The sequence below is a fragment of the Pseudomonas sp. HB05 genome (assembly GCF_016756915.1).
Classification (GTDB): Bacteria; Pseudomonadota; Gammaproteobacteria; order Pseudomonadales; family Pseudomonadaceae; genus Aquipseudomonas; species Aquipseudomonas alvandae.
In genome coordinates this window covers 285742-299547 of the sequence record NZ_JAESPG010000001.1, presented here as the reverse complement: position 1 = coordinate 299547, position 13806 = coordinate 285742, and the positions used below count along the sequence as shown (strand labels likewise).

Genomic DNA, 13806 nt, shown 5'->3' with positions numbered 1-13806 from the left:
TCAATGCACGCTCTACAAGCCAAGATCCTCGACCCACGCATTGGCAACGAATTCCCGCTGCCGCAATACGCCACACCTGGCTCCGCCGGCCTCGACCTGCGGGCCATGCTCAAGCAGGACACGGTGCTGGAACCAGGCCAGACCTTGCTGATTCCGACCGGCCTGTCGGTCTACATCGGTGACCCGGGCCTTGCCGCGCTGATCCTGCCACGCTCGGGCCTGGGCCATAAGCACGGCATCGTGCTGGGCAACCTGGTGGGCCTGATCGACTCCGATTACCAGGGCGAATTGATGGTGTCGTGCTGGAACCGCGGCCAGACCGCTTTCAACATCGCCGTGGGCGAGCGCATTGCCCAACTGGTGCTGGTGCCGGTGGTCCAGGCCCACTTCGAGCTGGTCCAGGAATTCGACGAAAGCCAGCGTGGCGCAGGTGGTTTCGGGCATTCCGGGAGCCATTGAGCCACATATCCAGCCGGGTGCCCTGCCCGGCTGCTTTATTAAGCTTCTGTTTCAGGACGAAAAATGCGCGACGGCTGGCAACGAGGTTTCCCATCCGGAATCAACGTTTTAGACGGTTCAGACCGGGGTAACGCTGTCTCATGGCACTTTCCCACCGCGAACTCTCTGCCAAAAACGTCGTCATACCCTTCAGCTTGAGCCTGCCGACACCCAATGTCGGCCTGTCCAGTCACCTTCCTGATAGAGCGCCCCGCCCATGAACACCCCAGCCGCAATCGCCCCGATCTTTCCTGACAGCATCTTCCGCGCCTACGACATCCGTGGCGTCGTGCCGGAAACCCTGACGGCTGAAACCGCCTACTGGATTGGCCGCGCCATCGGCTCCCAGAGCCTGGCCCAGGGCGAACCGAACGTGAACGTCGGCCGCGATGGTCGCTTGTCCGGCCCGGAGCTGGTCGAGCAACTGATCAAGGGCATTGCCGACAGTGGCTGCCACGTCAGCGATGTCGGCCTGGTGCCAACACCGGCGCTGTACTACGCCGCCAACGTGCTGGCCGGCAAATCCGGCGTGATGCTCACCGGCAGCCACAACCCGTCGAACTACAACGGCTTCAAGATCGTCATCGCCGGCGACACCCTCGCCAACGAGCAGATCCAGGCACTGCACACCCGCCTCAAGACTAATGACTTGAGCAGCGGCCAAGGCAGCGTGACCAAGGTCGACATCCTGCCGCGCTACAACGACGAGATCGTCAAGGACGTGAAACTCGCCCGCCGCCTGAAAGTGGTGGTCGATTGCGGCAACGGCGCGGCTGGCGTGATCGCCCCGCAACTGATCGAAGCCCTGAACTGCGAAGTGATCCCGCTGTTCTGCGACGTTGACGGCAACTTCCCGAACCACCACCCGGACCCGGGCAAGCTGGAAAACCTGCAGGACCTGATCGCCAAGGTCAAGGAAACCAAGGCAGACCTGGGCCTGGCCTTCGACGGCGATGGCGACCGCGTGGGCGTGGTGACCGAGACCGGCAGCGTCGTGTTCCCGGACCGCCTGTTGATGCTGTTCGCCAAAGACGTGGTGGCACGCAACCCCGACGCCGAAATCATCTTCGACGTGAAATGCACCCGTCGCCTGGTACCCCTGATCAAGGAATACGGCGGTCGTCCGCTCATGTGGAAAACCGGTCATTCCTTGATCAAGAAGAAAATGAAACAAAGCGGTGCCCTGCTGGCCGGCGAAATGAGCGGCCACATCTTCTTCAAGGAACGCTGGTTCGGTTTTGATGACGGTATCTACAGCGCCGCGCGTCTGCTGGAGATCCTCAGCAAGGAGAAATCCACCGCGGAAGAGCTGTTCGCGACCTTCCCGAACGATATTTCTACGCCAGAAATCAATATCCATGTGACCGAAGAGAGCAAATTCAGCATCATTGATGCACTGCACGACGCCCAGTGGGGCGAAGGCGCCGAACTGACCACCATCGATGGCGTTCGGGTCGACTATCCACACGGCTGGGGCCTGGTTCGCGCGTCCAACACCACACCGGTGCTGGTACTGCGCTTCGAGGCCGACAACGAAGCCGAACTGCAGCGCATCAAGGACGTGTTCCACGCCCAACTCAAACGTGTTGCACCTGATCTCCAACTACCGTTTTGATTTTTTGAAGCACTACCGGAGCCCTGAATGACCCTCGAACGCGAAGCCGCCGCCAACACCGCCAAGGTCCTGTCCGAAGCGTTGCCTTATATCCGACGCTACGTCGGCAAGACCCTGGTGATCAAATACGGCGGCAACGCGATGGAAAGCGAGGAGCTCAAGACCGGCTTCGCCCGCGATATCGTGCTGATGAAGGCCGTGGGCATCAACCCGGTGGTGGTGCACGGTGGTGGCCCGCAGATCGGTGACCTGCTCAAGCGCCTGTCGATCGAGAGCCACTTCATCGATGGCATGCGCGTTACCGATGCGCAGACCATGGACGTGGTGGAAATGGTCCTCGGCGGCCAGGTCAACAAGGACATCGTCAACCTGATCAACCGCCACGGCGGCAGCGCCATCGGCCTGACCGGCAAGGACGCTGAGCTGATTCGGGCGAAGAAGCTCACCGTTACCCGCCAGACCCCGGAGATGACCCAGCCGGAAATCATCGACATTGGCCAGGTGGGCGAAGTGGTCGGCATCAACACCGACCTGCTGAACCTGCTGGTCAAGGGCGACTTCATCCCGGTCATCGCGCCAATCGGCGTGGGCGCCAACGGTGAGTCGTACAACATCAACGCCGACCTGGTGGCCGGTAAGGTTGCCGAGGCACTGAAGGCCGAGAAGCTGATGCTGTTGACCAACATTGCCGGCCTGATGGACAAGACCGGCAAGGTCCTGACCGGACTGTCGACCCAACAAGTCGATGACTTGATCGCCGATGGCACGATCTACGGCGGCATGCTGCCGAAGATTCGTTGCGCGCTGGAAGCGGTACAAGGCGGCGTTGGCAGCTCGCTGATCATCGATGGTCGTGTGCCGAATGCGATCCTGCTCGAGATCTTCACCGATACGGGTGTGGGCACGCTGATCAGCAATCGCAAGCGTCCGTAAGCAATACCCTGATAAAAAGACCCCGCTCAACCTGGTTGAGCGGGGTCTTTTTTTACACCACTTTTTCAGACGATGCTTTTGTGGCGAGGGAGCTTGCTCCCGCTCGGCCGGGCTGGCGCTCCAGTGCGCAGCGACCGTAAAAATATTGGGGCCGCTGCGCCCGAAGCGTCGGACCGACCCAGCGGGAGCAAGCTCCCTCGCCACAGGATCAAAATCAGCGGTTTTCTTAGACGCCGAACTGCGCTCGATAAGCCTCAACCGCAGGCAGATGCTGCTTGAGCTGCGGATCGTCGGCCAAGAACTCCAGCACCTGGTTCAGCGAGACAATGCTGATCACCGGAATGCCGAAGTCGCGCTCCACTTCCTGGATCGCCGACAGCTCACCGTTGCCGCGCTCCTGGCGGTTCAGGGCGATCAGCACGCCGGCGGCCCTGGCGCCTTCTTGCGAGGCGATGATCTGCATCACTTCGCGGATGGCGGTGCCGGCGGTGATGACGTCATCGATGATCAGCACGTCGCCGGTCAGCGGCGCGCCGACCAGGCTGCCGCCCTCGCCGTGGGCCTTGGCTTCCTTGCGGTTGAAGCACCAAGGCAAGTCGCGGCCATGGTGCTCGGCCAAGGCGACGGCGGTGGTGGCGGCCAGGGGGATGCCTTTGTAGGCGGGGCCGAACAAGACGTCGAACGGAATGCCGCTCTCGACGATGGCCGCGGCATAGAACCGGCCCAACTGCGCCAGCGCGGTTCCGCTGTTGAACAGGCCCGCATTGAAGAAGTACGGGCTGGTGCGCCCGGACTTGAGAGTGAACTCACCGAAGCGCAAAACGCCGCGATCGATGGCAAAGCGAATGAAATCGCGCTGATACGCCTGCATGAAAAAAAGCCTCAAATACCGCGGATTTAGCTAAATAGGTACACGGCGTGTATCATACACGCACGTGATTTTTGGGGCCATTTATGCGGATCATCAGTGTGAACGTCAATGGTATTCAGGCTGCAGTCGAGCGTGGTTTGCTCAGTTGGCTGCAAGCACAGAATGCCGACGTCATCTGCCTGCAGGACACCCGCGCCTCCGCCTTTGAACTGGACGATGCAGCCTTCCAACTGGATGGTTACTTCCTTTATGCCTGCGATGCCGAAGTCCCCGCCCAGGGTGGCGTGGCTCTGTACTCGCGGCTGCAACCGAAGGCTGTCATCAACGGTCTCGGTTTCGAGACGGCGGACCGCTACGGGCGCTACCTGCAAGCCGATTTCGACAAGGTCAGCATCGCGACCTTACTGCTCCCATCGGGGCAGAACGGCGATGAAGATTTGAATCAGAAATTCAAGTTGATGGACGACTTCGCCCGTTACCTTGATAAACAGCGGCGCAAACGTCGCGAGTACATCTACTGTGGCTCGCTGTACGTGGCGCAACAGAAGCTGGATATCAAGAACTGGCGCGACAGCCAGCAATCTCCTGGTTTCCTGGCGCCGGAACGGGCCTGGATGGACGAGATCATTGGCAACATGGGTTATGTCGACGCCCTGCGTGAAGTCAGCCGCGAAGGCGACCAGTACAGCTGGTGGCCGGACAACGAGCAGGCCGAGATGCTCAACCTCGGCTGGCGTTTCGACTACCAGTTGCTGACGCCTGGGCTGCGCCGCTTCGTACGCAGCGCCCGCCTGCCGCGCCAACCACGATTCTCGCAGCATGCGCCGCTGATCGTGGACTACGACTGGACGTTGACGATCTAAGTGTCATCCGCAGCTACAAAAAAACCGACAGCAATGTCGGTTTTTTGTGGGCGTTGAAGACCCATTGTGGGAGCGAGCTTGCTCGCGATGGCGGTGGATCATTCAACACCGATGCTGAATGAAAAATCGCTATCGCGAGCAAGCTCGCTCCCACAGGGACAGGCGTTTACTGATCGTTATTTAACCAACCGCCAGGTAAACGGATACCGATACGGCTGCCCTTCATTGGCCTTCACGCCAGCGATGATGGTCAGCACCAACGCACCGATTGCCACCAGGCCAAACAGGAAGAAACCGATCACCACGATCATCAGCAGCAAGCTGATAGCCGCGGCGATCGCCACAGTGATTTGGAAGTTCAGCGCTTCCTTGCCCTGGGCATCGATGAACGGGTCGGATTCACGCTTGATCTGCCAGATGATCAGCGGGCCGATCAGCGAACCGAACGGAATGAAAATCCCCACCAGCGCAGACAGGTGACAAAACATCGCCCATTGCCGCACTTCTCTGCTCGGCTGGGGCAACAGGACTTGCTCATCACTCATGACATTCTCCTTGTCTGAAGCGCACAACGATCAGTCGGCCAATGCGGCCTTTTGCAGTTCGAAGATTTCGTTCATGCCTTTCTTCGCCAGCTCCAGCATAGCGTTCAATTCTTCCGGCTGGAACGGCGCGCCTTCGGCAGTGCCCTGGACTTCGATGAAGCCACCGGCGCTGGTCATCACCACGTTCAGGTCGGTCTCGGCGGCGGAGTCTTCCAGGTAGTCCAGGTCCAGCACCGGCTCGCCCTGGTACATGCCCACCGACACGGCGGCGATCATTTGCTTGAGCGGGTCGCCGCCCTTCAGGCCGCCGCGCTTCTTGATCACTTTCAAGGCATCGACCAGCGCAACCATCGCACCGGTGATGGACGCGGTGCGAGTGCCGCCGTCAGCCTGGATCACATCGCAGTCGACATACAACGTGACGTCGCCCAGCTTGGACATGTCCAGCGCGGCGCGCAGCGAACGACCGATCAGGCGCTGGATTTCCAGGGTCCGGCCGCCCTGCTTGCCACGACTGGCCTCACGCTGGTTCCGCTCGCCGGTTGCGCGCGGCAGCATGCCGTATTCGGCGGTCAGCCAACCTTGGCCCTGCCCCTTGAGGAAGCGAGGCACGCCGTTTTCGACGCTGACGGTGCAGATGACTTTGGTATCACCGAATTCGACCAGTACAGATCCCTCGGCGTGTTTGGTGTAGTTGCGGGTAATGCGGATCGAGCGAAGCTGATCGGCAGCGCGACCACTTGGACGTTTCATAGGGAACACCTGTACAGAGGACGGAAAACTGCTGGGCATTATAGAGCCGTGGACAGCCATAGGGCATATCTAAAAAGCCGACGCGACGGGTGAACACGCTGGAGGCCCCGGCCGACGGGCTGCAGCGCTTTGTAACCGGAGCTGTTTGGGCACTGCGTCCCACTGCGCTACAATCCTGCGCCTTTGCTGCCCTGCGGCATTTATCCACAAGTCCCAGGCGCCACGACCACCGTTGTGGGTGCCTGCATTGCGAGGAACCTCCATGGTGCACAGCATGACCGCCTTCGCCCGCGTCGAGAAGGCCGGCGCCCAAGGCACGCTGAGCTGGGAACTGCGCTCGGTCAATAGCCGCTACCTGGAGCCGCACCTGCGCTTGCCCGAGTCCTTCCGCGACCTCGAAGGCGGCGTGCGCGAAGCGCTGCGCCAGGGCCTGTCCCGGGGCAAGCTGGAATGCACCCTGCGCTTTACCGAAGAAAGCAGCGGCAAGACGCTGCAGATCGACCGCGAGCGCGCGGCGCAACTGGTTGCCGCCGCAGAAACCGTCGCCAGCCTGATCAAGAATCCCGCCGCCCTGAATCCACTCGAGGTCCTGGCCTGGCCCGGCGTACTGGTAGGCGACGCGAGCGATCCCCAGGCGCTGAACGCCGAGGCGCTGGCGCTGTTCAATCAAGGCCTGAAGGAACTCAAGGCCGGTCGCGAGCGCGAAGGCGCGGAGCTGGCCCGGCTGATCAACGAGCGCCTGACCTCCATTGAAGAAGACGTCGTCACCCTGCGCGAGCTGGTCCCGCAGATGCTCGCCACCCAGCGCCAGAAAGTCCTCGACCGCTTCGCCGACATGAAGGCCGAGCTGGACCCGCAGCGCCTGGAACAGGAAATGGTCATGCTCGCGCAAAAAAGCGACGTGGCTGAAGAACTGGATCGACTGAGCACCCACATCATCGAAGTTCGCCGGGTGCTCAAGTCCGGTGGTGCGGCCGGTCGTCGCCTCGACTTCCTGATGCAGGAGCTCAACCGCGAGGCCAATACACTGGGCTCCAAAGCCTTCGACCCGCGCAGCACCCAAGCGGCGGTCAACCTCAAGGTGTTGATCGAACAAATGCGCGAACAAGTGCAGAACATTGAGTAAGGCTAACCCGACATGACCCACAGCACCGGCACTCTCTACATCATTTCCGCGCCTTCGGGCGCCGGCAAGACCAGCCTGGTCAAGGCCCTGATCGACGCAGAGCCGCAGATCCGCGTTTCGGTCTCCCACACCACCCGCGCCATGCGCCCGGGTGAAGTCAACGGGGTGAACTATCACTTCGTCGATCGTGAGGAGTTCGTGAAGATGGCCGAGCACGGCGACTTCCTCGAACGCGCCGAAGTCTTCGGCAACCTCTACGGCACTTCGCAAAGCTATTTGCAGCAGACCCTCGACGAGGGCCACGACCTGATCCTGGAAATCGACTGGCAGGGCGCCGAGCAAGTTCGCAAGCTGATGCCCCACGCCCGTTCGATCTTCATCCTGCCGCCAAGCCAGCAAGCCTTGCGCCAGCGCCTGACCAACCGCGGCCAGGACAGCGATGAAATCATCGAAGGCCGGATGCGCGAAGCGGTCAGCGAAATGAGCCATTACGTCGACTACGATTACCTGATCATCAACGACGATTTCGCCCATGCACTGGATGACTTGAAGGCGATTTTCCGCGCCAGCCAGCTCCAGCAAAAACGCCAACAGCAACGTTTCGGTAAATTATTGGCCGAACTGCTGGGCTGAACAGCCCTTCCCAAAACCGCTGCGACGGCTTTACATTGGTACTCGCAGCGCGCCGAGGGGTTTGATCAAAAAATCAGCGCTTCCCTAAACGCTGGTGTTTTTTTAAACTGTCGAGTCCGCTCGCCCAACCGGGCAGCGCGCATATTGCATTCGCTCCGAGGAATACCATGGCCCGCGTAACCGTTGAAGACTGCCTAGAACACGTGGAAAACCGCTTTGAGCTGGTCATGCTCTCTACCAAGCGTGCCCGTCAACTGGCCACCGGCGGCAAAGAGCCATTGGTCCAGTGGGAAAACGACAAGCCTACCGTGGTAGCGCTGCGTGAAATCGCCGAAGGCCTGATGAGCTACGAGTTCATCGCCAACGCTGAAATCGTTGAAGACGAACCGCTGTTCGCGGCGTTCGAGGACGAGTCCAACGAGGCGGTCTAAGCCTATGCCTGGTCGACGTAGCACGGCGCGGGGTCACAGCAGACGGCAGGAGTCATCATCATGCCGAGCATAGACGCCCTCGCCGATCGCTTATCGGCCTACCTCGGCACGGACCAGGTCAACCTGGTCCGCCGAGCCTATTTCTACGCCGAACAAGCCCACGACGGCCAGCGCCGCCGCAGCGGCGAGGCGTACGTCACGCACCCGCTCGCGGTGGCGAATATTCTTGCCGACATGCACATGGACCATCAGAGCCTGATGGCGGCCATGCTGCACGACGTGATCGAAGACACCGGCATTGCCAAGGAAGCGCTGCAAGCGCAGTTCGGCGAAACCGTGGCCGAACTGGTCGACGGGGTCAGCAAGCTGACCCAGATGAACTTCGAGACCAAGGCCGAGGCCCAGGCCGAGAACTTCCAGAAGATGGCCATGGCCATGGCCCGCGATATCCGCGTGATCCTGGTCAAGCTCGCCGACCGGTTGCACAACATGCGCACCCTGGAAGTGCTCTCCGGCGAAAAGCGCCGGCGCATCGCCAAGGAAACCCTGGAAATCTACGCGCCCATCGCCAATCGCCTGGGCATGCATGCGATCCGCATCGAGTTCGAGGACCTGGGCTTCAAGGCGATGCACCCGATGCGTTCGGCGCGGATCAACCAGGCCGTCAAGCGCGCCCGGGGCAACCGCAAGGAAATCGTCAACAAGATCGAAGAGTCCCTGAGCCACTGCCTGGCAATCGACGGCATCGAAGGCGAAGTCAGCGGACGGCAGAAACACCTCTACGGCATCTACAAGAAAATGCGCGGCAAGCGTCGGGCCTTCAACGAGATCATGGACGTCTATGCGTTCCGGATCATCGTCGACAAGGTCGATACCTGCTACCGCGTGCTGGGTGCCGTACATAATTTGTACAAACCGTTGCCGGGGCGCTTCAAGGATTACATCGCGATTCCCAAGGCCAACGGCTACCAGTCGCTGCACACCACGCTGTTCGGCATGCACGGCGTACCGATCGAGATCCAGATCCGCACCCGCGAAATGGAAGAGATGGCCAACAATGGCATCGCGGCCCATTGGCTGTACAAATCCAGCGGCGACGAGCAACCCAAGAGCACTCACGCCCGCGCGCGGCAGTGGGTCAAGGGTGTGCTGGAAATGCAGCAGCGCGCCGGTAACTCCCTGGAATTCATTGAAAGCGTAAAGATCGACCTGTTCCCGGACGAGGTCTACGTCTTCACGCCCAAAGGCAGGATCATGGAGCTGCCCAAGGGCTCCACGGCCGTGGACTTTGCCTACGCCGTGCACACCGATGTGGGCAATAGCTGCATCGCCTGCCGCATCAACCGCCGCCTGGCACCGTTGTCCGAACCGCTGCAAAGCGGCTCCACGGTGGAAATCGTCAGCGCCCCCGGCGCGCGCCCCAACCCGGCGTGGCTCAACTTCGTGGTCACCGGCAAGGCCCGCACGCACATCCGCCACGCGCTGAAGCTGCAACGTCGCTCCGAGTCCATCAGCCTCGGCGAACGCCTGCTGAACAAGGTCCTGAACGGTTTCGACAGCTCGCTGGACAAGATCCCGGCCGAGCGCGTGCAGGTCATGCTCCACGAATACCGCCTCGAATTGATCGAAGACCTGCTCGAGGACATCGGCCTGGGCAATCGCATGGCCTATGTCGTCGCCCGTCGCCTGCTCGGCGAAGGCGAACAATTGCCGAGCCCCGAAGGCCCGCTGGCAATTCGCGGGACCGAAGGCCTGGTGCTCAGTTATGCCAAGTGCTGCACACCGATCCCGGGCGACCCGATTGTCGGCCACCTGTCCGCCGGCAAAGGGATGGTGGTGCACCTGGACAACTGCCGCAACATCAGTGAAATCCGCCACAACCCGGAAAAATGCATCCAGCTCTCCTGGGCCAAGGATGTCACCGGCGAATTCAATGTCGAGCTGCGGGTCGAGCTGGAGCACCAGCGCGGCCTGATTGCCCTGCTGGCCAGTAGCGTCAACGCCGCCGACGGCAACATCGAGAAAATCAGCATGGACGAACGCGATGGCCGCATCAGCGTCGTCCAACTGGTGGTCAGCGTGCACGACCGCGTGCACCTGGCCCGTGTGATCAAGAAACTGCGCGCCCTGACAGGGGTTATCCGCATCACGCGGATGCGTGCATAGCTCCGCAAACAGCGCCCTCATTACAAGGAGTCATGAATGACCAAGACCGTTATCTCCAGCGACAAGGCCCCGGCCGCCATCGGTACTTATTCCCAGGCGATCAAGGCGGGTAACACCGTGTACATGTCCGGCCAGATCCCACTGGACCCGAAAACCATGGAGCTGGTCGAGGGCTTCGAAGCCCAGACCGTGCAGGTCTTCGAGAATCTGAAAGCCGTGGCCGAGGCCGCTGGCGGTTCGTTCAAGGACATCGTCAAGCTCAACATCTTCCTCACCGACCTGAGCCACTTCGCCAAGGTCAACGAGATCATGGGCAAGTATTTCGACCAGCCTTACCCGGCCCGCGCAGCCATTGGCGTGGCTGCCTTGCCAAAGGGCGCCCAAGTCGAGATGGACGCCATCCTGGTCATCGAGTAAAAAACCCGGCGCAGCGTTTCCCCGCTGCGCCGTTTTCGTTTTGAAAGGATTCCTCCATGCGCAAAGCGCTTGCCTTCTCGCTGCTTGCCCTCCTTCTGAGCGGCTGCGCCAGCGACCCTGCCGACCGAGACATCAGCGGCACCTGGATCAACCAGGCCGCCATCGACGCTGCCGCCAAGGGCGGCCCGCTTCGCGAAGCACTGCAGGCCTATGGCCCTAACCTGGAATGGGACGTCAACACCCGAGCCGGCCAGGCGCGCTACACCAACGGTTTTGAAAATGTCGAAGGCAAGCTGCTCGGCGAACAGGACGGCGCGTGGAAGGTCGACTTCTACGGCAGCTCCGCCAGCGAACTCAAGCGCGACGGCGACCAGTTGAGCCAGGCCGCCACCGAAAACGAGCCGCAGCAGCTATTCGACCGCGCCCAGGTGCAGATACCTGAAGGCGCACCGATTGGCGCCAGCTTCGAGCGAGCGTTGTACACCGCCTACCTGGGTGGCAACTGGAACATCGTCGAGGGACCAGGCCAGGGCGCCACGGTGCAATTCCAACCCGACGGCCAGGTCAGCGGCCTGCCGGGTGCCGATCGCTACGCCTTGTGCCTGGCCGGCGACTGCGCCTCGATGAGCGGTGGCAACGACAACATCTGGCTGCAGCAGAACGGCCAGGGCAACACCTGGATCTTCGCCCGCGATGGCAAGAAACTGGAAATCTTCCAGACCGTGAATGCGGCGCTGGCGGATGAAATGCCGTCGTTCACGCCGGGTGCCCGCAAGTGGGTGCTTGAAAAACAATAGTAGCCCCGACGGGGTTCCCCTGTGGGAGCGAGCTTGCTCGCGATGAGGCCATAACGCCCAACATCGAGTTGACTGTTATACCGCTATCGCGAGCAAGCTCGCTCCCACAGTCGTTTTTTCGGCTGGCAGAAAAAATCAGCAGCGCCCTTCCAGAATCGCCGCATACCCCTCGCGATAACTCGGATAACGGGGTACCCAGCCCAACGCTTTCGCCCGCGCATTGCTGCAACGCTTGCTACCCGTGCGGCGCACGCTGGCGTCATCAGCCCACTCGGTCACGCCCAGATATTCGCGCAGCCAACCCACCACTTCGGCCAACGGCGCGGGTGCATCGTCGACACCGATGTAGAAATCCTCCAGCTGTACGCCCTGCCGATCCTTTTCCAACAGAAACGCCAGCAATCCAGCAGCATCGTCCGCATGAATCCGGTTGCCATAGAGCGGCGGCTCCGTCGCCACGCGATAACCCCGACGCACTTGCGTCAGCAGCCATTCGCGGCCCGGGCCATAAATGCCCGTCAGGCGAAGGATACTTGCGCGAATACCGCTATTGAGTGCCACCTGCTCGGCTTCAAGCATCAAGCGTCCGGAATAGCCGGCAGCGACAGTCTCGGAGGTCTCATCGACCCATGCACCGTCCTGCTGGCCATACACACTGCTGCTGGATACAAAAATCAGTCGATCGGGCACCTGCCCGTAGTCACCCAACCAACTCAGCACGTTCTGCAGTCCCTGGACGTATGCCTTCCGATAGCCATTCTCATCGTGGTCGGTGGCGGCGGCGCAATAAACCACATAATCGATAGCGCCTACCGGCCAAGTCATGGGGCAGTCCTCATTGAACAGGTCGCCGGCAACGCCAGTCACACCGTCCGGCAACCGCGAGACATCACGGCGCAGGCCATAAACATGCCAGCCAGCCGCCAGCAGTTTCGTGGCCAGACGACCGCCGACATCACCACAACCGGCAATCAAAACAGAAGGCGCGGGCATCAGGATCTCCTTTTGGAAAAGCCGCAGACTAGCTGCCAGAGGGATGAGCGGCTAGCCATGCGACAAAAAAAGTAACTGTATTACTTTTGTTAACAAGAATTACTTGCAATAATGCTCGCCACTTTTGTTCTCGGCCTCACGAGGCCTGGAAGAACATCAACCTTCTTTTTCCTCTCAGGTCCGGCCAGCATGACACGCTCTCTCTCCTCCGCTTCGCCAACCAACCGACCTCGCGCCTGGAGCGCGGTGGCAGCCCTGCTGCTCAGCCTGATGCTGGCGCCAAGCGCCGCCTTCGCTGATGCCCAGGCACCCGCCACGACTCCGGCCACCGCGCCGGCCGGCGCCCAGGCACCCGCCGACCCGGCCGCACCCGTTGCGACGCCCGTGGCCACCGATCAGACTCAGGCCGTCGAAGCCGACGCGCCTCAAGTGCTCGAAGCAGACAACACCCTGGGCATGGCCCACGACCTGTCGCCCTGGGGCATGTACAAAAACGCCGACGTGGTCGTCAAAGCCGTGATGATCGGCCTGGCCATCGCCTCGATCATCACCTGGACCATCTGGATCGCCAAGGGCTTCGAACTGCTGGGCGCCAAGCGTCGCCTGCGGGGTGAAATCGCCGCACTGAAGAAGGCCGCCACCCTCAAGGAAGCCAGCGCCAGCGCCGCGAAGGAAGGCACCCTCGCCAATTTGCTGGTGCACGACGCGCTCGAAGAAATGCAGCTGTCGGCCAACAGCCGCGAGAAGGAAGGCATCAAGGAACGCGTCAGCTTCCGCCTCGAGCGCCTGGTGGCTGCCTGCGGTCGCAACATGAGCAGCGGCACCGGCGTGCTCGCCACCATCGGCTCCACCGCGCCATTCGTCGGCCTGTTCGGTACCGTGTGGGGGATCATGAACAGCTTCATCGGCATCGCCAAGACCCAGACCACCAACCTCGCCGTCGTCGCCCCCGGCATTGCCGAAGCCTTGCTGGCGACCGCATTGGGGCTGGTCGCGGCCATCCCGGCGGTGGTGATCTACAACGTCTTCGCTCGCTCCATCGCTGGCTACAAGGCCCAGGTTTCCGATGCTTCTGCCGAAGTCCTGCTGCTGGTCAGCCGCGACCTCGATCACCTGCCGCCCGAGCGTGGCTCGCAACCGCACATGGTGAAAGTGGGGTAATCGG

General features: G+C 61.3%; 14 protein-coding genes and 1 pseudogene. 11 read left to right on the top strand and 4 right to left on the bottom strand.

Going from position 1 to position 13806, the window contains the following annotated elements; genetic code table 11:
* The first annotated feature begins 3 nt into the window (after positions 1-3).
* The 3 genes and pseudogenes from dut to argB all read left to right on the top strand — a co-directional run bounded on the left by dut (position 4) and on the right by argB (position 3046).
* Complete coding sequence (gene dut, locus JMN22_RS01345) at positions 4-459, top strand: dUTP diphosphatase (protein WP_030138214.1); 456 nt, start codon at positions 4-6, stop codon at positions 457-459.
* A 250-nt stretch (positions 460-709) separates the two neighbouring features.
* Positions 710-2113, top strand: a pseudogene (locus JMN22_RS01340) (phosphomannomutase/phosphoglucomutase); the annotation flags it as partial.
* A gap of 27 nt (positions 2114-2140) precedes the next feature.
* Entirely contained in the window at positions 2141-3046 is a 906-nt protein-coding gene (argB, locus tag JMN22_RS01335; RefSeq protein ID WP_030138216.1) for an acetylglutamate kinase, read from the top strand.
* A 226-nt stretch (positions 3047-3272) separates the two neighbouring features.
* On the opposite strand, the gene pyrE is transcribed toward argB, so the two are convergent.
* The gene (gene pyrE, locus JMN22_RS01330; protein WP_030142172.1) at positions 3273-3917 is read right to left on the bottom strand and encodes an orotate phosphoribosyltransferase; all 645 of its coding nucleotides are present in this window, start codon (positions 3915-3917) and stop codon (positions 3273-3275) included.
* An 83-nt stretch (positions 3918-4000) separates the two neighbouring features.
* Between pyrE and JMN22_RS01325 the strand changes: the two genes are divergently transcribed.
* Positions 4001-4780: an exodeoxyribonuclease III gene (locus JMN22_RS01325; protein WP_013694557.1), complete on the top strand. Its 780-nt coding sequence runs from the start codon at positions 4001-4003 to the stop codon at positions 4778-4780.
* A 176-nt stretch (positions 4781-4956) separates the two neighbouring features.
* Here the strand turns inward: JMN22_RS01325 and JMN22_RS01320 are convergent, their stop codons facing one another.
* Both JMN22_RS01320 and rph read right to left on the bottom strand, forming a co-directional pair.
* Positions 4957-5325 carry a DUF4870 domain-containing protein gene (locus JMN22_RS01320; RefSeq protein WP_198796211.1) on the bottom strand — a complete coding sequence of 123 codons (369 nt, stop codon included), beginning with the start codon at positions 5323-5325 and terminating at the stop codon, positions 4957-4959.
* 30 nt (positions 5326-5355) lie between these two features.
* Entirely contained in the window at positions 5356-6078 is a 723-nt protein-coding gene (gene rph / locus JMN22_RS01315; RefSeq protein WP_003177262.1) for a ribonuclease PH, read from the bottom strand.
* Between the two features lie 262 nt (positions 6079-6340).
* Between rph and JMN22_RS01310 the strand changes: the two genes are divergently transcribed.
* From JMN22_RS01310 to JMN22_RS01285, 6 genes are all read left to right on the top strand, one after another.
* Positions 6341-7204, top strand: coding sequence for a YicC/YloC family endoribonuclease (locus tag JMN22_RS01310; RefSeq protein WP_198796210.1), 864 nt, complete (start codon positions 6341-6343; stop codon positions 7202-7204).
* A 12-nt stretch (positions 7205-7216) separates the two neighbouring features.
* Positions 7217-7837: a guanylate kinase gene (gene gmk, locus JMN22_RS01305; protein ID WP_030142175.1), complete on the top strand. Its 621-nt coding sequence runs from the start codon at positions 7217-7219 to the stop codon at positions 7835-7837.
* A gap of 167 nt (positions 7838-8004) precedes the next feature.
* On the top strand, positions 8005-8268 hold the full coding sequence (gene rpoZ, locus JMN22_RS01300; RefSeq protein WP_003177259.1) for a DNA-directed RNA polymerase subunit omega: 264 nt from the start codon (positions 8005-8007) through the stop codon (positions 8266-8268).
* A gap of 60 nt (positions 8269-8328) precedes the next feature.
* On the top strand, positions 8329-10434 hold the full coding sequence (gene spoT / locus JMN22_RS01295; protein ID WP_030142176.1) for a bifunctional GTP diphosphokinase/guanosine-3',5'-bis pyrophosphate 3'-pyrophosphohydrolase: 2106 nt from the start codon (positions 8329-8331) through the stop codon (positions 10432-10434).
* A 36-nt stretch (positions 10435-10470) separates the two neighbouring features.
* Entirely contained in the window at positions 10471-10851 is a 381-nt protein-coding gene (locus JMN22_RS01290) for a RidA family protein (RefSeq protein WP_030142177.1), read from the top strand.
* A 56-nt stretch (positions 10852-10907) separates the two neighbouring features.
* Complete coding sequence (locus JMN22_RS01285; protein ID WP_030142178.1) at positions 10908-11648, top strand: hypothetical protein; 741 nt, start codon at positions 10908-10910, stop codon at positions 11646-11648.
* Between the two features lie 135 nt (positions 11649-11783).
* Here the strand turns inward: JMN22_RS01285 and JMN22_RS01280 are convergent, their stop codons facing one another.
* Complete coding sequence (locus JMN22_RS01280) at positions 11784-12641, bottom strand: SDR family oxidoreductase (RefSeq protein ID WP_030142179.1); 858 nt, start codon at positions 12639-12641, stop codon at positions 11784-11786.
* Positions 12642-12830: 189 nt separating this feature from the next.
* Here JMN22_RS01280 and exbB point away from each other — a divergent pair, with 189 nt between their 5' ends.
* Positions 12831-13802 (top strand): tonB-system energizer ExbB, encoded by a 972-nt coding sequence (gene exbB, locus JMN22_RS01275; RefSeq protein ID WP_198796209.1) that lies wholly within the window; start codon positions 12831-12833, stop codon positions 13800-13802.
* Positions 13803-13806: the final 4 nt, after the last annotated feature.

Coding starts and splice junctions, on each gene's coding strand:
- JMN22_RS01280 (WP_030142179.1), bottom strand. CDS start 12,641: ATGCCCGCGCCTTCTGTTTTGATTGCCGGTTGTGGTGATGTCGGCGGT.
- pyrE (WP_030142172.1), bottom strand. CDS start 3,917: ATGCAGGCGTATCAGCGCGATTTCATTCGCTTTGCCATCGATCGCGGC.
- JMN22_RS01290 (WP_030142177.1), top strand. CDS start 10,471: ATGACCAAGACCGTTATCTCCAGCGACAAGGCCCCGGCCGCCATCGGT.
- JMN22_RS01320 (WP_198796211.1), bottom strand. CDS start 5,325: ATGAGTGATGAGCAAGTCCTGTTGCCCCAGCCGAGCAGAGAAGTGCGG.
- gmk (WP_030142175.1), top strand. CDS start 7,217: ATGACCCACAGCACCGGCACTCTCTACATCATTTCCGCGCCTTCGGGC.
- JMN22_RS01310 (WP_198796210.1), top strand. CDS start 6,341: ATGGTGCACAGCATGACCGCCTTCGCCCGCGTCGAGAAGGCCGGCGCC.
- rph (WP_003177262.1), bottom strand. CDS start 6,078: ATGAAACGTCCAAGTGGTCGCGCTGCCGATCAGCTTCGCTCGATCCGC.
- spoT (WP_030142176.1), top strand. CDS start 8,329: ATGCCGAGCATAGACGCCCTCGCCGATCGCTTATCGGCCTACCTCGGC.
- argB (WP_030138216.1), top strand. CDS start 2,141: ATGACCCTCGAACGCGAAGCCGCCGCCAACACCGCCAAGGTCCTGTCC.
- JMN22_RS01325 (WP_013694557.1), top strand. CDS start 4,001: ATGCGGATCATCAGTGTGAACGTCAATGGTATTCAGGCTGCAGTCGAG.
- dut (WP_030138214.1), top strand. CDS start 4: ATGCACGCTCTACAAGCCAAGATCCTCGACCCACGCATTGGCAACGAA.
- JMN22_RS01285 (WP_030142178.1), top strand. CDS start 10,908: ATGCGCAAAGCGCTTGCCTTCTCGCTGCTTGCCCTCCTTCTGAGCGGC.
- rpoZ (WP_003177259.1), top strand. CDS start 8,005: ATGGCCCGCGTAACCGTTGAAGACTGCCTAGAACACGTGGAAAACCGC.
- exbB (WP_198796209.1), top strand. CDS start 12,831: ATGACACGCTCTCTCTCCTCCGCTTCGCCAACCAACCGACCTCGCGCC.